Origin of the sequence: Riemerella columbina (assembly GCF_030517065.1) — a bacterium.
Taxonomy (GTDB): Bacteria; Bacteroidota; Bacteroidia; order Flavobacteriales; family Weeksellaceae; genus Riemerella; species Riemerella columbina_A.
Map to the genome: position 1 here is coordinate 926,358 of NZ_CP103950.1, position 19,530 is coordinate 945,887.

Annotated in this window: 22 protein-coding genes; 11 read left to right on the top strand and 11 right to left on the bottom strand. The window is 41.5% G+C overall.

The features are described 5' to 3' along the window. The first annotated feature begins 35 nt into the window (after positions 1 to 35). Positions 36 to 446 carry an META domain-containing protein gene (locus NYR17_RS04445; RefSeq protein ID WP_302506830.1) on the top strand — a complete coding sequence of 137 codons (411 nt, stop codon included), beginning with the start codon at positions 36 to 38 and terminating at the stop codon, positions 444 to 446. 73 nt (positions 447 to 519) lie between these two features. On the opposite strand, the gene NYR17_RS04450 is transcribed toward NYR17_RS04445, so the two are convergent. From NYR17_RS04450 to NYR17_RS04490, 9 genes are all read right to left on the bottom strand, one after another. Then, on the bottom strand, positions 520 to 759 hold the full coding sequence (locus NYR17_RS04450; protein WP_302506832.1) for a hypothetical protein: 240 nt from the start codon (positions 757 to 759) through the stop codon (positions 520 to 522). A 65-nt stretch (positions 760 to 824) separates the two neighbouring features. Continuing rightward, complete coding sequence (locus NYR17_RS04455) at positions 825 to 1,718, bottom strand: 3-hydroxyacyl-CoA dehydrogenase family protein (protein ID WP_302506833.1); 894 nt, start codon at positions 1,716 to 1,718, stop codon at positions 825 to 827. 118 nt (positions 1,719 to 1,836) lie between these two features. Continuing rightward, positions 1,837 to 2,181 (bottom strand): 50S ribosomal protein L20, encoded by a 345-nt coding sequence (gene rplT, locus NYR17_RS04460; RefSeq protein ID WP_302506835.1) that lies wholly within the window; start codon positions 2,179 to 2,181, stop codon positions 1,837 to 1,839. A 127-nt stretch (positions 2,182 to 2,308) separates the two neighbouring features. Continuing rightward, the gene (gene rpmI, locus NYR17_RS04465) at positions 2,309 to 2,506 is read right to left on the bottom strand and encodes a 50S ribosomal protein L35 (protein ID WP_302506838.1); all 198 of its coding nucleotides are present in this window, start codon (positions 2,504 to 2,506) and stop codon (positions 2,309 to 2,311) included. A 33-nt stretch (positions 2,507 to 2,539) separates the two neighbouring features. Further along, complete coding sequence (locus NYR17_RS04470; RefSeq protein ID WP_302506840.1) at positions 2,540 to 2,746, bottom strand: hypothetical protein; 207 nt, start codon at positions 2,744 to 2,746, stop codon at positions 2,540 to 2,542. A gap of 7 nt (positions 2,747 to 2,753) precedes the next feature. Further along, complete coding sequence (locus NYR17_RS04475; protein WP_302506841.1) at positions 2,754 to 3,191, bottom strand: hypothetical protein; 438 nt, start codon at positions 3,189 to 3,191, stop codon at positions 2,754 to 2,756. A gap of 4 nt (positions 3,192 to 3,195) precedes the next feature. After that, positions 3,196 to 3,693, bottom strand: coding sequence for a translation initiation factor IF-3 (infC, locus tag NYR17_RS04480; protein ID WP_302506843.1), 498 nt, complete (start codon positions 3,691 to 3,693; stop codon positions 3,196 to 3,198). An 86-nt stretch (positions 3,694 to 3,779) separates the two neighbouring features. After that, on the bottom strand, positions 3,780 to 5,708 hold the full coding sequence (thrS, locus tag NYR17_RS04485) for a threonine--tRNA ligase (protein WP_302506844.1): 1,929 nt from the start codon (positions 5,706 to 5,708) through the stop codon (positions 3,780 to 3,782). 145 nt (positions 5,709 to 5,853) lie between these two features. After that, the gene (locus tag NYR17_RS04490; RefSeq protein WP_302506846.1) at positions 5,854 to 9,063 is read right to left on the bottom strand and encodes a hypothetical protein; all 3,210 of its coding nucleotides are present in this window, start codon (positions 9,061 to 9,063) and stop codon (positions 5,854 to 5,856) included. 135 nt (positions 9,064 to 9,198) lie between these two features. Between NYR17_RS04490 and NYR17_RS04495 the strand changes: the two genes are divergently transcribed. The 10 genes from NYR17_RS04495 to NYR17_RS04540 all read left to right on the top strand — a co-directional run bounded on the left by NYR17_RS04495 (position 9,199) and on the right by NYR17_RS04540 (position 17,794). Continuing rightward, a complete protein-coding gene (locus tag NYR17_RS04495) occupies positions 9,199 to 9,990 on the top strand; it encodes a T9SS type A sorting domain-containing protein (RefSeq protein ID WP_302506848.1) in 792 nt (263 codons plus the stop codon). Positions 9,991 to 10,111: 121 nt separating this feature from the next. Next, positions 10,112 to 10,906: a thymidylate synthase gene (locus NYR17_RS04500; RefSeq protein WP_302506850.1), complete on the top strand. Its 795-nt coding sequence runs from the start codon at positions 10,112 to 10,114 to the stop codon at positions 10,904 to 10,906. A gap of 165 nt (positions 10,907 to 11,071) precedes the next feature. Next, positions 11,072 to 13,582: a M1 family metallopeptidase gene (locus NYR17_RS04505; RefSeq protein WP_302506852.1), complete on the top strand. Its 2,511-nt coding sequence runs from the start codon at positions 11,072 to 11,074 to the stop codon at positions 13,580 to 13,582. Between the two features lie 219 nt (positions 13,583 to 13,801). Further along, positions 13,802 to 14,668, top strand: a complete 867-nt coding sequence (locus NYR17_RS04510) for a GLPGLI family protein (RefSeq protein WP_302506854.1) — start codon at positions 13,802 to 13,804, stop codon at positions 14,666 to 14,668. Between the two features lie 151 nt (positions 14,669 to 14,819). Continuing rightward, positions 14,820 to 15,038 (top strand): (4Fe-4S)-binding protein, encoded by a 219-nt coding sequence (locus NYR17_RS04515; RefSeq protein WP_302506856.1) that lies wholly within the window; start codon positions 14,820 to 14,822, stop codon positions 15,036 to 15,038. Between the two features lie 20 nt (positions 15,039 to 15,058). Continuing rightward, positions 15,059 to 15,454 carry an OsmC family protein gene (locus tag NYR17_RS04520; RefSeq protein ID WP_302506858.1) on the top strand — a complete coding sequence of 132 codons (396 nt, stop codon included), beginning with the start codon at positions 15,059 to 15,061 and terminating at the stop codon, positions 15,452 to 15,454. A gap of 18 nt (positions 15,455 to 15,472) precedes the next feature. Beyond that, on the top strand, positions 15,473 to 15,754 hold the full coding sequence (locus NYR17_RS04525; RefSeq protein ID WP_302506860.1) for a GNAT family N-acetyltransferase: 282 nt from the start codon (positions 15,473 to 15,475) through the stop codon (positions 15,752 to 15,754). Positions 15,755 to 15,814: 60 nt separating this feature from the next. Further along, entirely contained in the window at positions 15,815 to 16,483 is a 669-nt protein-coding gene (locus NYR17_RS04530) for a TrmH family RNA methyltransferase (protein WP_302506862.1), read from the top strand. Next, positions 16,480 to 16,935, top strand: coding sequence for a hypothetical protein (locus NYR17_RS04535; protein ID WP_302506864.1), 456 nt, complete (start codon positions 16,480 to 16,482; stop codon positions 16,933 to 16,935). The genes NYR17_RS04530 and NYR17_RS04535 overlap by 4 nt, the downstream gene beginning before the upstream one ends. Further along, positions 16,922 to 17,794 carry a hypothetical protein gene (locus tag NYR17_RS04540; protein WP_302506867.1) on the top strand — a complete coding sequence of 291 codons (873 nt, stop codon included), beginning with the start codon at positions 16,922 to 16,924 and terminating at the stop codon, positions 17,792 to 17,794. Before NYR17_RS04535 ends, NYR17_RS04540 begins: the two co-directional genes overlap by 14 nt. On the opposite strand, the gene NYR17_RS04545 is transcribed toward NYR17_RS04540, so the two are convergent. Both NYR17_RS04545 and tsaD read right to left on the bottom strand, forming a co-directional pair. Further along, entirely contained in the window at positions 17,789 to 18,481 is a 693-nt protein-coding gene (locus NYR17_RS04545; RefSeq protein WP_302506869.1) for an RsmE family RNA methyltransferase, read from the bottom strand. The two genes, NYR17_RS04540 and NYR17_RS04545, sit on opposite strands and share 6 nt — an antisense overlap. Positions 18,482 to 18,495: 14 nt before the next feature. After that, entirely contained in the window at positions 18,496 to 19,530 is a 1,035-nt protein-coding gene (gene tsaD / locus NYR17_RS04550; RefSeq protein WP_302506870.1) for a tRNA (adenosine(37)-N6)-threonylcarbamoyltransferase complex transferase subunit TsaD, read from the bottom strand.

Below are 19,530 nucleotides of genomic sequence, written 5' to 3' on the forward strand. Positions count from 1 at the left end.
TACCAAAAGAGGATAACTTTTAAAAATTAAATCAAATGAAAAAAATACTTTTAGGGCTCATTTTAGGCATTGTTTTGGTGTCTTGTGGGGCGATTTCTGGTGTTAATTCTAAATTAGGAAAATCTCAAACAATGCTTAATAATACAGAGTGGGAGCTTTCTGGCGAAAAGGTGGGCAGTAGCCGTACACCGATTTTAAAGATAGAGGAAGGCAGAATTTCTGGTAATGCAGGCTGCAATAATTACTTCTCTCAGGTAACTTTAGATGAACAATCTGGGGCATTTTCTGCAAAGAACATCGGAGTAACACGGATGGCGTGTAAGGAAATGCAGGTGGAGCAAAATTTCTTAAAAATGTTAGAAGAAGCCAACCAATATGTGAGTGATGGCAAAACTTTGGAGTTGTATAAAAATCAGCTTCTGTTGATGAAATTCACGAGAAAATAAGAGAAAAAAGTTGAATAGAAAAACCGCTATCATTAATGATAGCGGTTTTTTTTGAATTAAGATGGGCTGAGATTTAGTCTAAATCTTCGTCATCGTATTTTTCTAATTCTTCATCACACCATTTAAAGGCAGCCTCTACAGCTTTAGTAGCCTCATCAGCGATGGTTTCCTCATTATCACCTTCTAAATCATCTAACCATTCTACTTCTTCCTCTTCTACATTGAGGATAAATCTCGGGTACTCGGTGTGCACTACGAATAAATCTTCTGGAAAATCCGTATTGTCTGCTAATAAAAATTTTGGTAATTTCATTTTGTTTGATTTTTAATTATGCCGTTCTACCGACAAAGGTAAGAAATTATTTTCTATCCGTGGATTTATTTTTTAGAAAACATTGCTGCTACTTTTTCTGCTTTCTTTGTTTCGGTATAGTCGTAGAAACCTTCGCCAGATTTTACGCCTAATTTCCCTGCGGTTACCATATTTACTAAGAGTGGGCAAGGGGCATATTTCGGGTTTTTGAAGCCGTCATACATCACATGGAGTATCGCCAAGCAAACATCTAAACCGATGAAATCTGCCAACTGTAAAGGCCCCATAGGGTGTGCCATTCCCAATTTCATCACGGTATCTATTTCCTCCACGCCTGCTACTTGGTTGTAGAGGGTTTCTATGGCTTCGTTAATCATCGGCATTAGGATACGGTTGGCTACAAAGCCAGGGTAGTCGTTCACTTCCACAGGCACTTTGCCGAGAATTTTGGAAAGCTGATAGATGGTCTCAAAAGTGGCTGCAGAGGTGGAATAACCTTTGATGATTTCCACCAGTTTCATAATCGGCACAGGATTCATAAAGTGCATACCAATCACCTGCTCTGGGCGTTGCGTTACCGCAGCAATCTGCGTGATAGAAATAGAGGAGGTATTGGTGGCTAAGATGCAATGCTTAGGTGCGTGCGCATCGATTTGTTTGAAAATATTGAGTTTAAGGTCTTTATTTTCGGTGGCTGCTTCCACCACAAGGTCGGCAGTTTTTACGGCTTCTTCCAGTTGGGTGGTTGGGCTAATGTGGTTGAGCGTTTCTGCTTTCTGCTCGGCAGTGATGCGCTCTTTGGCGAGCATACGATCTAAATTTTTCTCAATGGTAGCCAGCCCTCTGTCTAAGGCTTCGTTGGAAATATCTACCAATTTTACATCAAAACCGCTTTGTGCAAAGGTATGGGCAATGCCGTTCCCCATTGTGCCAGCGCCAATAACTACGATATTTTTCATATTCATAAGATATTTAAGTTTTAAAAATCTAAAATTACTATAAAAAAAACATTGGAGCAAATAAAAAAGCCACTTTAAAAAAGCAGCTTTTTCTATTGATAACAAAAAAATTATACATTTATTTTACTTGATCGATAACAGCTTTGAACGCTTCAGGGTGGTTCATCGCAAGGTCTGCTAAAACTTTTCTGTTGAGTTCAATGTTGTTCTTTTTAAGAGCTCCCATAAACTGAGAGTAAGACATTCCGTGGGTTCTGCATCCAGCGTTAATACGCGTAATCCAGAGGCTTCTGAAATTCCTTTTCTTCTCTTTTCTACCGCGGTAAGCATATTGCATTGCTTTTTCCACGGCGTTTTTAGCAACAGTCCAAACATTTTTTCTTCTACCGAAGAAACCTTTGGCTTGCTTCATTACTTTTTTTCTGCGTGCACGAGACGCTACAGAATTAACTGATCTTGGCATAATTTAATAATTTGTTTTTTTTGAAAAGGGCGGAGGTTTTAGCCTCTCTTAGGGGCACCGTTTCAGGGTTAAACTTTTTGTTAATGAATTGTTGAATTCTTATAAACCGAATATAGATTTATAAAAACTACTTAATGGCTAATTGCTTAAGAACGCTTTTTTCATCCACATTAGTAACATAAGAAGTTTGCGTAAGATTTCTCTTTTGCTTAGTTTCCTTCTTTGTTAAGATGTGGCTTTTGTAAGCATTTTTTCTTTTGATTTTACCTGTTCCGGTAAGAGCAAAACGCTTCTTAGCACCTGATTTCGTTTTTAATTTTGGCATTTTTTTGCTTTTTATATTTTGTTATCAATATTTTTATTTACAATGTTTGTTAAAAAACTCAATAAAAGGGGTAGGAGTATCTACAAATTTTAATTCGCCCTTTTCAAAAGCATCCTTCATCTGTGGGCAGCGCTCAACGAAAAACTTAACAATCCTTTTCCCATTGGCTTTTTTGCTTAAATCTATGACCAATCCCGCATGGATTTTGTTCTTGACTGCTACTAAAGTTGCAGGCTTCATTATTCCATTAAAAGTAATAAATTGTAGAAGAGGTAGCTGGGTTTGTTATGGTCATTCGTGACATACCAGAACCCGTTGCAAAAGAGTTGACATCAGTCTCTTCCAATTGGGCGTAAACCTTAACCTTGCTCTTACCAAGATAATGTTTATAAGCCTCAATATTCCTCTTTTTATAAGGAATGGATACAAAGTCCATAGACTCCCCATCATCCATTAAATAGGTGAGTTTTTTTACATCGTCTAAATTTATTTTTTCTTTTTTAGTAGATTTCTCAAGATCAGCCTTAAACATAATGGTGTTTTTTCTTGAAATCTCTTGAGGGTGTTGCAAGTAACCTTTCTTTTTACTCCCATTATTATAGGTAATTACCCCACTCATATACTGGGAAAAAACCACACTATAAAATCCTAAACAGAGTAAAAAAAGTAATCTACATTTCATCATCAATTTATTTAGTTTTCTTTGGACTCATCATCATGATCATCCGCTTGCCTTCTAATTTAGGCAGTTGGTCTACTTTGCCCACATGCTCTAAATCTTGTGCTAACTTTAAGAGGAGAATTTCGCCTTGGTCTTTGAAGACAATAGAGCGCCCTTTAAAGAACACATAAGTTTTAAGTTTAGAACCTTCTTCCAAGAATTTTTCAGCGTGTTTTTTCTTGAACTCGTAGTCGTGGTCATCGGTTTGAGGTCCAAAGCGGATCTCTTTTACCACCACTTTTACTTGCTTGGCTTTCAGTTCTTTTTGTTTCTTTTTCTGCTCGTAGAGGAATTTTTTATAATCCATAATACGAGCCACATAAGGCTCTGCTTTGTCAGAAATAACCACGAGGTCTAACTCTTGCTCAGCGGCAAGTTCCTTAGCTTTAGCCAAAGGATAAACCCCCTGTTCTATGTTCTCTCCTACAAGGCGTAACTCTTTAGCACGGATTTTATCGTTAATCATATGCGCGTCTTCTTGCTGACGACGCGGTACACTCCTGTTATTTTTCTTTCTAATTGCTATGGCTGTATGTTTTTAAAATTAAACTTTTATTTTTTTATGACCTGAGCTTCCTTCTTAAAAAGCTCTACAAAGGCTTCTATACTCATTTCTCCTAAATCACCCTCGCCGCGTCTTCTTACAGAAACGGTGCCATGACCTTCTTCATTCTCGCCTACAATGAGCATAAACGGTATTTTATTGATTTCCGCATCACGGATTTTTTTACCTGTTTTCTCGTTACGCTCATCTATCAGTCCGCAAATATCGTGATTTTCTAACAATTGTGAAACTTTTTTGGCATAATTTGTATATTTTTCACTAATTGGCAATAAGATATATTGGTCTGGACTGAGCCAAAGTGGGAAGTCGCCAGCGGTATTTTCTATTAAAATCGCGATGAAACGCTCCATAGAACCGAATGGCGCACGGTGGATCATAATAGGTCTATGCTTCTCATTATCACTACCTATATAAGTAAGGTCAAAACGCTCTGGCAAGTTGTAATCCACTTGTATGGTTCCCAATTGCCAACTTCTGCCCAAGGCATCTTTCACCATAAAATCCAATTTAGGACCGTAGAAAGCGGCTTCTCCATACTCAATGACCGTATTTAGCCCTTTGTTTTTGGCAGCGGTGATGATGGCATTTTCCGCCTTTTCCCAATTCTCTTCAGTACCGATGTACTTGGCTTGGTTTTCCTTGTCTCTTAGGGAAATCTGCGCTACAAAATCTTCAAATCCTAAAGATTGGAATACATAAAGCACCAAGTCTATCACCTTTTCAAACTCTTCTAAAAGCTGGTCTGGTGTACAGAATAAGTGGGCATCATCTTGGGTAAAGCCACGCACGCGGGTCAGCCCGTGGAGCTCGCCACTTTGCTCATAGCGATAAACGGTGCCAAATTCTGCATAACGCTTTGGTAAATCTTTATAAGACCATTGATGAGATTTGTATATTTCGCAATGGTGAGGGCAGTTCATTGGTTTTAATAAAAACTCTTCGCCCTCGTGAGGGGTTTTTATCGGTTGGAAGCTATCGGCGCCATATTTTTCGTAATGCCCCGAAGTTTTATAAAGTTCTATATTCCCGATGTGTGGCGTCATCACAAATTCGTAGCCGCCTTTTTTCTGTGCATCGGTCAAGAAGTTTTCTAATTTTTTTCTTAAAGCCGTTCCTTTAGGTAGCCATAATGGCAAGCCAGCACCTACTTTTTCAGAGAAAGTGAAGAGCCCTAATTCTTTACCTAACTTTCTGTGGTCGCGGCGTTTAGCCTCTTCTAACCGCTCTAAATATTCGGTGAGCTCCTTTTGTTTAGGGAAAGAGATGCCATACACTCTGGTCAGCTGCGGATTTTTCTCATCGCCACGCCAATAGGCACCTGCAGCGTTGAGGATTTTTACCGCTTTAACGAGCCCTGTAGATGGAATGTGCCCTCCTCTACAAAGGTCTGTAAAATCATCGTGGGTACAGAAAGTGATTTCGCCATCGTTCAGGTTTTCAATCAGTTCTGTTTTATAAGGATTGTCGGCGTATTCTTTTAGAGCATCAGCTTTGGAAACTGGATAAAGGTTGAAAGTGGCGTTTTTCTTCGCGTTTTCCAACATTTTTTTCTCTATCTTTTCAAAATCTTTTTCGGATAGACTCTCATCACCAAAGTCAACATCATAATAGAAGCCGTGCTCAATGGCAGGTCCTATGGTCAGTTTGGCGTTAGGATAATAGAATAAAATCGCCTGCGCCAATAGGTGAGCCGAGGAGTGCCAGAATGCTTTTTTACCAAGTTCATCATTCCAAGTGAGCAACTGCAGCGTGGCATCTGTGGTAATGGGCGTGGTGACTTCCACTTGTTTCCCATTCACAACGGCAGAAATGGTGTTTCTTGCCAATCCTTCGCTAATAGATTTCGCCACTTCTATGGGCGTCACCGCTTGCTCAAACGCTTTGATGCTTCCGTCAGGAAGAGTAATTTTTACCATACTCAAATTTTAAATATGCAAAAATACAAAATTTGTAGCAATAATAAAAGCGGCAGCGTTCGGAAAATTTATTCTCCTAAATAGGGTTTTATCTCATTGATTTTCAATTGAAAATGGCTCAGTTTTAAGTCTGGTTTTTATAAGTTTAAAAACTCGCTTTTACTTGCACGCTCCCTGTGTGGATGGTGCGTTGCCCAGAATTTCGCCCTTCGTAACTGAGGTTGAGGCGGAGGAAAGAATTGATGGCTTGTTGCCAAAAAACGCTCCATACTTGGTTTTTTCCAGCTTTTAGCCCATTGAGCATTTGGTTGCCCACGATGCTGAAACTCTGCCCCGAAAAATCATTGTTGATAAAGGAAAAACTACCTCTTAGTGCGGTGTTACGGTGTTCCCATTGCAGGCTCCCTGTCCATTCTAAGGCTTTCAGCCGCTCTATGCCATCGGTTCTTTGCTTATGGGTGAGGGCAGAAGAGGCTTCAGCTTGTAGAGCATCGGTGAGTTGGTAGGTCAGTTTGGGGCGCGTAGACCATTCATTCAGTTGATAATCTCTTGATGAAAATAACTCTGAGTGGTTTTGGATTTGTTGCCATTGATTTTCCCAATCTGCCCTTAGCGCTGGCGAAATTTTATACCCTAAATTGATAAAATGGGTGTGTTGCTGTTTTTCTTCTTGGCTAAAATTGGCTTTCAGAATATGATGGTTTAAAATCAACCGATACGAGGTATTCCACCCCGAAGTGGCGTTCGGTAAAAACTGGGCGGTGGCTAAGAGGTTTTGCTGTTTTAAAATCTGGTTAAGTTGGCGCTCAAAAGGATTCCAAACCAAGGCTTTATCTTGTTTGTAATAGGCATTTTCTGAGAGGAATGAAAGGTTGAAATTCCAGCGTTTTAAGAATGGATTTTCGGAATTAAACATCACGGAAGGGTTGAGGAAAACTGCCAATTGCAATTTATTTTTGTTGGAGGGCAGGTATTTAATCGTGTTGGTATAAACCCTGATGTATTGGGCTAAATCGGCATATTCAGCAATTTCAAATTCGTCGATTTGTTGGATGCCATCGCCGTTGTAATCCGTCCATTTGTAGATGCCTTGCCCATCGTTCACTTTTAGGTACTGAAATTCACGCTGCGCCTCTTGCCCGTTGCCCAATTCATAGAAGGCTTGCAGGCGCATTCCATTTTGAAACCATTGTTGATGATAAACAACATTCCCCACCAAAAAATCTTGATTGCCCTGCGCTCCATCTTTCGGGAAAATTTTGCGGTAATGGAACTGCGTGTTGAGCGTAGTGCGCTCCGTTTTTATCCATTCATTCTCCGAAACGATGCCTAAAATCTGATTTTTATGGGTCAGTTGGTTTACTTGTACAGAATCGTTTTCTCGCCAATAAACTTTTGCGGAGAGCCACGCTTTTTTATCGGTTTTTAGCTCTTTTTTGATGAACACTTCTCGCCAAGAAAAACTACTGGTATCTAAGAGATTTTGGGCGTTCAGGTGTTTTTCATTATGTTCCGTTTCGGCGCCAGCGGACCAAAATCCTTTTTTACCTTTATAGATGAGCTCCACGCCGCTTTTTAGAAATCGTGTGTTCTCTACTGGCGACTGCGAGCGGAGTAACGACAAATGCCCCTGGGCTTTCCATTGATTTTTAAGCCATTTAAAATCCAAATCATTTTTAAGACCTTGGTAGGTGCCTTGCTCGTTAAGGAGGTTGAGTTGATAATGTAGAAACGAACCCTGCGCCCAATCATTATCAAAACTGAAAATCAGTCGGTTTTGTGTTCTTTGGTTGAACTCTTGGCTGAGGTTAAAATCTCGTGCAAATTCCACATTATTGATTCTATCTAAAATATGAAAATTAGCGTTGATATGCTGAAATTCTAACGAAGGCTTACCGCTCCAGTTGCCCTTTCTAAAAGTCTTTTCCGCCATAATGCGAGTGGCATAACCGCGCTGCCCTACGGTGGGAGAAAAGAGGTTGGCATTGTACCAACTCATTGAAACATCGGCGGCTATTTTGCCCTCTGGGAGTGCGTATTCTGCGTGGGTGGAGAGAACTTGCGTTTTCTGCGGTGCAGGCAGTTTTCGCAGCGCTGAATAATCGCCGCGGTGGGCGCCCACATACTGAAACACACGCCCATTATTGGTGGTTTGTTTGAGTTCATAATCGCCTTTACCAGTGCCTGAATAAGTGAAAGTTACGGTGTAGAGCGTTTCGGTTTCATCGGTAGAAAATTCATAATAATCGCCAGAAGCCGTGCTGATTTTCCGATAGAGAATTTTGTTCACATCATAAGAGGTAACCACGCCAGAAGGAGCAAACATTAGGTCTTGTCGCCCGCCCGCTTGGGCTAAAATTTTTCGGTCGGCATCGCTTAAATCTAAGGCGAGGGGCGCATTTTTATTATCGCTTTCTAAAAACCAATCTAAGCCTAATTTTAGGCGTTCGCGCTGGTGCTCTATACCACCAGTGGCTAAAAATCGTGTGTAGTTTCGGTTGGTGTAGTTGTAAGATACGGTAATGAAATTCTGGCTGTAAATGGGTCTAAACGAGGTAAAAGTGATCTCCCCTGTATTATAATTGATGGTGTAGTCTAAATTTTCGCCTCGTTTAAGGAGAACACCATCGATGAAAACTTGCTCAGAACCAGAGATAATGGTAATAAAAACCTCGCCATTTTTACCCAACAGTCGGTAGGGGCCTTGGTTGCCTTCTCGCCCTTGGAACCTCATTCTGTGGAATTCACTCCGTGCCACGCCGCCCGATAGGTGGAGCGTGGTTTTGTTCTCGTTGCCCCATTGCGTATTGAGCGCTAAACCGAGGCTGCGGCGTTGGTATTTCCCGAAGTAAGTTTGATCATCGTTAAGATCCAGATGTCCTGCTTTTATTGTGGTGTGTTGTTTAATGCCTAACTGAATATAGACCTTATCAAACTCCTCCAAAGTCTGCGTGTAGCCATCGGCTTGTATGGGGAGGTTGTGGTCAGAGATGCTGGCTAAAATAGAAATATCGGGACTTAGCCGTCCTGAAATTTGCAAATCCATAGAACTCTGCACGGCGGAACCTTGGGCGTTGCCAAAGCTTATCCCCCTAATAATGGAGCCTTGGGTGTCTATATTCTCTAAAAAATGTCGTGTAGGCGCGCTGATTTTGACTTCCTCGGTGTAACGGTGTTGGTTTTTGATGAAGTTGAGGGTATCCCGCTGAAAGACTTCGCGTTCCAGTTTGGCTGCCAAGAGGCTATCGCGTTTTAGGCTGTCTTTTAGATTGGGGTTCTGCCACACAAAAATCTGCCCTTGAGAAAGTACAGAACACAGCAAACACCACATAAAAACGAGTTTAAAACGCTTCATAACACTTGACCAATCTTATATAACGCAGAATTAACAAAACTTAATATAAATCATAGAATTAAAATTTTGTGCATTACTAAAAACTTTATAACTTTGGCGCAGCAAAATTAAGTTAAATTTTAAAATGAAAATCTTATGAAAAAATTTTATTCTTTATTAGCCGCCACAGCGATGGTTGCAACAGTAAGTGCGCAAAACTTAGTTCAAAATCCATCTTTTGAAAGTGGTTTTACAGGAGGATGGGCAAAAACCTCTACTAATTATACAGAGCCAGTAGTAGTAGAAGGAGGAGCCCAAGATGGTAATAAGTATGTGAAGTATGAGAATCTAACAAAAACAACAGGTTTTTATCAGAATATACCAGTAAATGCAGGTGAAAAATATGTTCTTACATTCTATTATAAGGCAAAATCAACGGAATCAGGCAAAACTAGACTTGTACGGTTATGGTCTGTTTTTAGAGATAAAGACGGAGAAGTTATTTATTTAGCTGGAGATAAAAACAATGCAACAGAAGATCCATTAAGAACCAAAAATGATTATTTACCTGTGGTTGAAAATTGGACTAAGCATGAAGTTGAGTTTACAGCACCTGCAGAAGTGGCATCTCTAGATTTAGCTGTAAGAGCTTATAAAGGGGGAACTGTAAGTTATGACAACTTTTCTTTAGTAAAAAAATCAGATTTAGCTGTTATTGAAACAGATGCTAAAATCAATAATATCGTTAAAAACACCGTAGTAGAAAACCAAATTCTTTTTGGTGCTAAGGCTAATGTGAAAATCTACAACGCTAATGGGCAAGTGGTAAAAACTGCCAGCGTAAACGATGGAGAAGCGCTTAATGTTTCTGCATTACCAAAAGGTTTCTATGTGGTAGCCGCAGAAGTCAACGGACAAGCTGTTTCTCAGAAAATTATCAAAAAATAAGTTTTCATAATCATAGTTTTTTGATGAGCCTCGCATCTTCGGATGTGGGGCTTTTTTTGATTTGAAGAAGCTTTGTTTGAGAAAAAAATTGTAAGTTTGAGCGTTAAAAAAGACAGATCCTATGCAGAATTATTTAGACCTCCTCCAGCATATTTTAGACCATGGCACGGATAAAACCGACCGCACAGGTACGGGCACGCGCAGCATTTTTGGCTACCAACTCCGCTATAACCTTGCCGAGGGCTTCCCGTTGGTAACCACAAAAAAGGTGCACCTAAAATCCATTATTTATGAATTGCTTTGGTTCCTCAGGGGCGATACCAACATCCGTTATCTTAAGGAAAATGGCGTGAGCATTTGGGATGAATGGGCAGATGAAAATGGCGACCTCGGTCCCGTGTATGGCGCACAGTGGCGCAGTTGGAAAGGCGCAGATAACCAAGTAATAGACCAAATTTCGGAAGTGGTACAGCAGATTAAAACCAACCCAGACAGCCGCCGCCTCATCGTTTCAGCGTGGAATGCCGCCGAGATTCCCAATATGGCATTAGCGCCGTGCCACGCTATGTTCCAGTTCTATGTTGCCGATGGCAAACTCTCGCTACAGCTCTACCAGCGCAGCGCTGATGTCTTTTTAGGCGTGCCGTTCAACATTGCCAGTTATGCTCTTCTCACTATGATGGTGGCACAGGTTTGTGGCTTGCAGGTGGGGGATTATGTCCATTCCTTTGGCGATGTCCATATTTACAACAACCACTTTGAACAAGTTCAAAAGCAACTCGCCAGAACCCCGAAACCGTTGCCGAAAATGAGCCTCAACCCAGAGGTTAAAGACCTCTTTGACTTCACTTTTGAAGACTTTAAATTAGAGAATTATGATCCTTATCCAGGCATCAAAGCGCCTGTTGCGGTATAGAACAAGCGGGATAGGGGTAAAATTTATAGCCCAGAGGTCTAAGATAACAGTCTAATAGGGTTAAAATAAGAACAAAAACATTAAAAAATAGAACAATTAGAGCAAATGAACGGCATTGCCCAAGAGGTCATTACCGTTAAATCTTAAAATAACAAACCATAGATTATGAAGAAACTTTTAATTTCCGCCTTGGCATTAGGCGTTTTACTGACCAGCCAACAGGCATTGGCGCAGACCGAAACTTCGGGAAGAGTACCCCTTTACCGTGCTGCACACACCAAAACTACGGAGCTCAAACACACCAAGCTCCGCGTAAGTTTTGATTTTGACAAAGAGCAAATGAACGGCGAAGAATGGCTTACCGCCAACCCTTATTTTTACCCTACGGATTCCCTCGTGCTGAATGCCAAAGCAATGCTCATCCACGAAGTGGCAATGGATATTCAAGGCAAGCGCGCCCCATTAAAATATACCTATCAAGATGATTTGTTGAACATCAATTTAGGCAAAACCTATCAAAAGAACCAAGATTATACGGTTTACATCAAATACACCGCTCGCCCCAACGAGGTGAAGGCGAAGGGCAGCGCTGCCATTACCGATGCCAAGGGCTTGTATTTCATCAATGCTCAAGGTAAAGACCCTGATAAACCCACCCAAATATGGACCCAAGGCGAAACCGAGTCTAACTCTGTGTGGTTCCCAACCATCGACAAACCCAACCAAAAGACCACGCAAGAAATTGAGATGACGGTGCCAGATCGGTTTGTAACGCTTTCTAACGGCGTGCTTAAAAACTCAACGAAGCAAGGCAACCTCCGCACAGACCATTGGGTGATGGAGCAAAAGCATGCGCCTTACCTTTTCTTTATGGGCGTGGGGGACTATGCCGTGATTAAAGACCATTGGCGCAACATTCCCGTAGATTATTATGTGGAAAAAGATTATGCAGATGTGGCACAACAAATTTTCGGCAATACCCCAGAGATGATGGAGTTTTTCTCTAAGAAAGTGGGTGTAGACTATCCTTGGGTTAAATATTCTCAGTTGGTGGGTAGAGATTATGTGAGCGGTGCGATGGAGAACACAACTGCCGTTATCCATGGCGAAGGCGCACAACAGAAAGCGGGCGACCTCATTGATGAAAACCGCTGGGAGTCTACCATCGCTCACGAACTGTTCCACCATTGGTTTGGAGATTTAGTGACCGCCGAAAGCTGGAGCAACCTTACCGTTAATGAAAGTTTTGCCAACTACTCCGAGTACCTTTGGGAGGAATATAAATATGGCAAAGATGCCGCCGACTACCATATGGCGAACAACAGAGGGCATTATATCCATAGTTCGTTTGATTTTAATAAAGATTTGGTGCGCTTTGACTACGCCAGCCGAGAGGATATGTTTGATTTGGTGTCTTATAATAAAGGCGGCAGCATCCTCCATATGTTGAGAAATTATTTAGGCGATGATGCCTTTTTCGCGGGGATTCAGGATTATTTAAAAACCAATGCGTATGGCACTGGGGAAGCCCACCAACTCCGACTTTCTTTTGAAAAAGTATCGGGCAAAGATCTCAATTGGTTCTTCAATCAATGGTATTTTGATAATGGCAACCCGCAGCTCAACATCTCTTACAGCTATGAGCCTGTGAAGAAGCAAGTGACCGTGAGTATTGCGCAAACGCAGTCTAAATATTTCCAATTTCCATTGGCTATAGACCTCCACGAGGGCAAGAATGTAACCCGCAAAACGGTTTGGGTAGATGCCAAAGCCAAAAATAACTTCAGCTTTAATGTCGGTAAAAACCCAGACTTGATTAACATAGACCCAGATGGCGTGCTATTGGCACAAGTAACGGACAGCAAAACACCAGAGCAATATTACCTCCAATACACCAAAGCTGGTGCCGCCTACAAAAGCCGAGCTTTAGCGGTAGAAGACGCCGAGAAACACAAAGACAATGTTACAGCGCAGAAATTGTTATTGGCAGCTCTTAAAGATCCATTTTTCCGCATTCGTATTCAGGCGCTCAATGCGTTAGACCTCGCCAATGCTGCAGAGGCTAAACTCTACGCCAGCGAGGTGGAGAGACTTGCCCAAAACGATGATAAAACGCTGGTGAAAGCCGCCGCTATTATCGCATTATCTAAAACGAAAAACAAAAAATACCTTCCGATTTATGAGAAGAGCATCAATTCGCCGTCTAACGCTGTAAAAGCCAGTACGCTGGCAGCGATTGCGCAGACCGACCCAGAGCGCATCAAAACTTTGGCTGACCAAGTGGATTTATCGGGGGCTTCGGAAGATCTTGTGATGGAGTTGCTGCCCGTTATTGTTAAAAACAAGGTGGAGAAACAACGCCCTTACATCGGTTCTATTGTGGCATTTTACCCATTTTTGAAGTTCCAAAATCCAGAGTTGGGCACGGTAGCGGAGGAGGGCTTCAATTGGATTATGACTTCCGATGATGCCAAGGCTACGGAGCGCATTGCTAAGGTGCTCACCCAAGCGAAATCCCAGATGCCAGACAATCCGCAAGTGAAAATGATGATTGTCCAAATGCTGAAAGATGGCATCGCTAAAAAGATGGAGGCACTCAAAAAGAACCCTAATAGCGCTTCGCTCAATGGACAAGTGGAACGCCTTAACCAAGTTTTAGAACTTTATAATAAGTAAAACATGATGAAGTAAAATCATCTAAGCCATCGTAATTTTTGCGGTGGCTTTTTTTATGGACTTATTTTGAATTGAAAAATGAATTTGAAAAAAATAAGGCAGATCAAAAAAATGTTTATATTTGTAGAGATAATGCTGATTTTCAGTTAAAAAAGAAAATGATGAGCGTTATCGCTTAGAGTGAAATCTTAATCAATCATCAATAAAAACCATAGTATTATGAAAGCAAAATTAGTCCTCGCCGTTGTAGCGTTATGCCTTAGTTTTGGAATGTCTTTCGCACAAGACTACAAAATCACTTATGAAATGAAGTGGAAGCCCACCAAAACTGCCAGTGAATATCAAAAAGAGTTGTTTGTCCTTCTGACCCACGAGAACGCACCTTCTGATTTTTTGCAATACAATAGATTTCACCAAGATTCCACAGCTACCAAAGTCATCACCGAATATTTTAAAAAGAATACAGGTGGCGATTTGATGATTCCTAATGGTGGTCGTGAACCCATTTTCAGCGCTATTATTACGAAAGATATTGCCAACAAGAAAATAAAAGTGGAAGACAAGGCGTTTGCGAGCGTTTTTGAAACCACTTATCCGTGTGCCATACATTGGAATTTGGAGAAGGAAGCCACGCCAGAGAACATCATGGGCTATAGCGTTCAGAAAGCTACGACACAGTTTGGCGGTAGAGATTGGACAGCCTTCTATACGCCAGAAATCCCGATTTATGATGGGTCATACAAATTTTATGGGCTGCCAGGTCTTATTTTAAAAATAGAAGATGCCACAGGAGATTATGCTTTTGAGATCAAAGCCATCACCAAAGAATCAACCGACATCAGCCAACGGAATTTTATGCGCAAAAAAGATGAACTTACCCCAAAACAATGGGAAGCTTTTTGGAAAAAATACCATCAGCAACCCTCTATGATTTTAGAAAATCTCAATTCCGAAAACCTGACTTATGTGATTGAGGGCAAAAGTGTAGCCGACCGAGAGGTTAAAGAAAACTACGATAAAAAAGAGAAAGCGCGCTTGGCACATTTTGAAAACCCTATAGAACTTAAAAACACTTGTACGAAGTAGTTAGCGCCACACCATAGTGGCAAGAGTGGGCATTAATCTTGATAAAACCACCGCTGAAGATGGGAGAGCCTTGAGTTCTTATCTTAGGATAAGGCGTTTTGGATTTTTCTACCGTATCTTTGCATAGAAAAACCATTAAAAACAAAGTAAAATGTCAACAACTAAAACTTATACCAACGGCGAGCTTACCATCATTTGGGAGCCTGCTAAATGTACCCATTCTGGCGTTTGTGTGCGCACACTGCCTAAGGTGTATCACCCGAAAGAAAAGCCTTGGATTACAATAGAAAACGCCACCACGGAGGAACTTAAAAACCAAATAGCCCAATGTCCATCAGGGGCACTCAGCTATGAAATGAATAAAAAATAATGGCTTATAAACTACTTAAAATGAGTACAGAAGTAAAAACCCAGTTAGGAACAGAAAAATACCTGATGAATATTTCAGCGGGTAAAAATCAAATTATCGCAGATGAGCCTATCGCAAAAGGTGGGCAAGAAAAAGGTTTTAACCCTTATGAACTCTTGGCTTCCTCGCTATCGGCTTGCACGGCTGCCACGGTTAAAATCTTTGCAGACCGCAGAGAGTGGGCATTAGATGAGGTAGAGGTAAAAGTAGTCTTTGAAGACAAAACCGCCGAAGGTCACGCGTTATTTAAAAAATACATTACCCTCCACGGTAACTTAGATGAAGACCAAAAAGCCACACTCATGAAGGCGGCACACGCTTGCCCTGTGCAGAAAATTTTAACAAGCGAGATTGCTGTAGAAGCAGAATTGGTGTAACCTCTAAATTTAAAAACAATGATTTCATTTAAACAAACCAACAACGAAAAAAACGGACAGTTTGAAATTTTCTTTGATGGCCATCCCGCAGGACTGATGACCTACACTTGGGCAGGAGCGGATAAATTCATCATAGACCACACCGAAATTTCGGAAGCCTATAATGGCAAGGGTTTCGGTAAAGAATTGGTGCTGCAAGCCGTAGATTTCGCAAGGAAAGAAGGCGTTAAAATCATTCCGCTGTGTCCTTTTGCCAAGGCTACCTTCCAAAAAACTGAAGAAATTAGAGATGTCCTCTAAACTTGAAAGCCTAAACCACGCGTTTAGGCTTTTTTGTAGGATTTATTTACCTTTGCAAATATGAAAACCGAAAAAGATTTAGCCCACATTTTTGAGTATATGTCGGCATTTATCACTCCAGAGCGTTTGGAGAAAATCAACCACTATGCAGAGGGAAGTTCAGACTTTATATTACCTGTTTTGGAAGATGTGTACCAATACCGAAATGCGGCTGCCATCATCCGAAGTGTGGAGGCGTGCGGCTTTCATAAAGTAGTGGCACTGGAGCAAGAAAATCTTTTTGAACCCAACCTTAGCGTAACCAAAGGCGCCGATACTTGGGTGGAAGTGGAGAAAATGCCACGGAATAAAACCTCGTTGGAGCAAATTCGGCAGCGCGGATATAAAATTGTAGCAGTATCCCCAGAGCGCGATGCCATTATGTTGCCAGATTATGAACTGAAAGAACCTATTGCATTGGTATTCGGCACGGAGTGGGAGGGCGCTTCTGATGAACTTTTGGAGATGGCAGACGAGACTTTAGCCATTCCGATGTATGGTTTTACCAACAGTTTTAATGTTTCCGTGGCGGCAGCCATTTGTATGTATGAGCTGAAACAGAAACTCTTAAAATCAACCCTCAACTACCGCCTATCAGAAGAGAAGAAATGGGCGCTTAAAATCAGGTGGGCGACCAATTCTGCTAGAAGTGGCGCAGCGATTTTAAAACAAAAACTCAGCACCGAATGATGAAAAAATATACTCCGATTTTATTTTGGGTCAGCCTCACGCTGTCGGCGTTTTCCTATGTTTTGGCTTCTAATGGCGGCTCGGAGATTTATCCATTTTACTTTTGGAAGTTGTTTACTAAGCCTTCTGGCGCCGCTATGGAAGAGCGTTTTTATAAAATCTACGGCATCCGTGGCACAGACACCCTCCGACTTCAATATCAAGATACGCCGCTGTATGATGGCAACGACCAATTTTCCTTTATCAACCGCTGGGGCAGCCAAATAGATGCAGGTATTAACCCCACCGCTAACGAGGAAAAACTTAAAAAACTTTTGAAGGCAACGGCGCCTCAGTATGAGCGCTATCTTTTGGTGGAAGAAACTTTTAATCCACACCACTTGAAGGCTGACCAAACGCCTACGGAAATTAAAAAACGAATCATCATCACGCTGAAAAATGAAAGATTATAAATATCAAACGGTTTTTAATTATCAGGTTTCCTATTTTATGATGAGGATTTTCACGCTGTATTGGCTGTGGGAACAGATACAGATTTTCAACATTAATGCACAGAGACCTGCAGAATTCTACACACCGAGCGTGTGGCTGCAACATTTAGCCGTGCCTACAATGCCTTCATATTCTTATTATTACGCGTTGTGTTTGGCGCTTTTGGGGTGTTTGGTGGTCAGTTTTTTTAGACAGCGGATGTATCTTAATATTTTAGTTTTGGTGTTGGTTTCCCTTGTGGGCGTGGTGAATGCAGGTTATAATGGGATGCGGCACACCAATCATCTTTTGATATTGTATTATTTCCTCTCTTTATTTTTGTTGCCCAACCGCTTATCGCCTCGGGATTATCGGAATGTGCAATATCTCAATTTGGGCTTGTTGACCACTTATAGTTTGGCGGGGATGTGGAAATTACTTTCGGTAGTGAAACACGAGGTGCTCAATACGCCAGAACTCTCTTGGATAGACACCAACGCCGCCAAAGTGAATTCTTGGTACAACTATTATATGATAGACCAGCCTTTGCCAGAATGGATGCTCACGCTCTACAGCTACGAGGGATTTTGGATTCTATTAACTGTGGTCGGGATTATATTGCAATCGTTATGTTTTTTAGGGGCGTTCAGTAGGAAGTATCTTACTTTTACATTGATATTTTTGCTTTCGTTTCATTTTTACACGAAATATTTTATCATCGCAGATTTAAAATCAATGAAGTTGGGGCTTGTATTTTTGTTCTTCCCATACCATATTTTTTACCGCCAATTCCAGCACTGGGCGTGTTTTAGAACGGATAATTTTGTAAAAGAATTATAAGCGAAGGTAGTTCCACGCCGCGACAAAGATGCCCGCAGTTTCCGTTCTCAGCCGCTGGTTGCCCAATTGTACCGCTTTGATGTTCATCTCAGAGAGGAGTTGGATCTCATTAGGACTAAAATCGCCTTCGGGACCGATAAGGAAAGTGCAATGCTCTTGCGGCGGAATTTGATGAATGGACACCCGCTCAAAATGTGTATCACAATGGGCGATGTAGGTATTTTCAGGCGTGATATTTTTGATAAAATCCGTTAATTTTTGCATTTCGTTGATAATAGGGAAGTGGAACCTCAAACTTTGCTTAGAGGCAGCGATGGCTTTTTTCCTTATTTTATCGATGTTGAGGTGCTTTCGTTCAGATTGTTCCGTCAGGAGGAATGAAATTTCCGAAACGCCCATTTCCGTAGCTTTTTCAACAAAAAATTCCGTTCTATCGATGTTTTTGGTGGGCGCAATGCCAATGTGTAATTTTGGTGAAAACGATGGCAGGTCGGTTTGTAATTCCTCTACTTCTATCATTGCTTTTTTGCCTTCTATATAGAGTTTCCCAGTCGCCAATTGTCCCTTACCATCGGTAATGTGGAGCGTGGAGCCCTCGCGCATACGGAGGACTTTTAGGATGTGGTGTTGCTCATCTTCGTAGATGCTGACTTGCGTTGGGGTAATATCGCCGTGGAAAAGTTTCATAGGATTAAAAAAGATTAAAAATGAAGACTGTCGTCTAAAGAATAGCGCGCTGTTGCCGTGGTTTTTAGGTCGGTAAATTGTCCTTTTTCGTATTTTAGTTGGGCAACCAAGGCAATCATGGCGGCGTTGTCCGTGGTGTATTCAAATTTAGGAATGTAGATGTTCCAACCGTATTTTTGGGCAGCCTCTTGCATCGCGGTTCTCAGCGCAGAGTTGGCAGAAACGCCGCCTGCAATCGCCACTTCTTTGATGTTTAAATCTTGTGCCGCTTTTTTGAGTTTCTGCATCAGCACGGTTACTATGCAACTTTGCACCGAGGCACATAGATCGTTGAGGTGTTCCGCAATAAAGTTAGGGTTTTTCCGAATTTCCTTTTGGATAAAGTACAGCACAGAGGTTTTAATACCACTAAAAGAATAATCGTAGCCGCTAATTTTAGGTTGGCTAAATTGGAACGCTTCGGGGTTTCCAGTTTGGGCTTTTTGGTCGATGATGGGGCCTGCGGGATAATCTAAATTAAAGATTTTTCCAATTTTATCAAACGCTTCGCCTGCGGCATCATCTATGGTTTTCCCGATGATTTCCATATCAAAATAATCCTTCACCAAGACAATCATCGTATGCCCACCACTCACGGTAAGGCATAAGAAAGGAAACTGCGGCGGCACAGGATTTGCATCTTCAATAAAATGAGCTAAAATATGGGCTTGCAGGTGGTTAACCTCAATAAGAGGCACCGCTAAGCTCATCGCTAAAGACTTAGCAAATGAAGTTCCCACCAATAAAGAACCCAAAAGCCCAGGACCTCTGGTAAAACCTATGGCGCAAATGTCTTTTTGTTGTATATTTGCCGTGCGAATGGCGTGCTCTACTACGGGGATGATATTTTGCTGATGCGCCCGCGAGGCAAGCTCTGGCACTACACCACCATATTCATTATGTATGGCTTGGGTTGCCGCAACATTGGAAAGGATTTTCCTTCCGCTAATAATGGCAGAAGAGGTATCATCACAAGAGGATTCTATGCCTAAAATAATAGATGGTTTCAT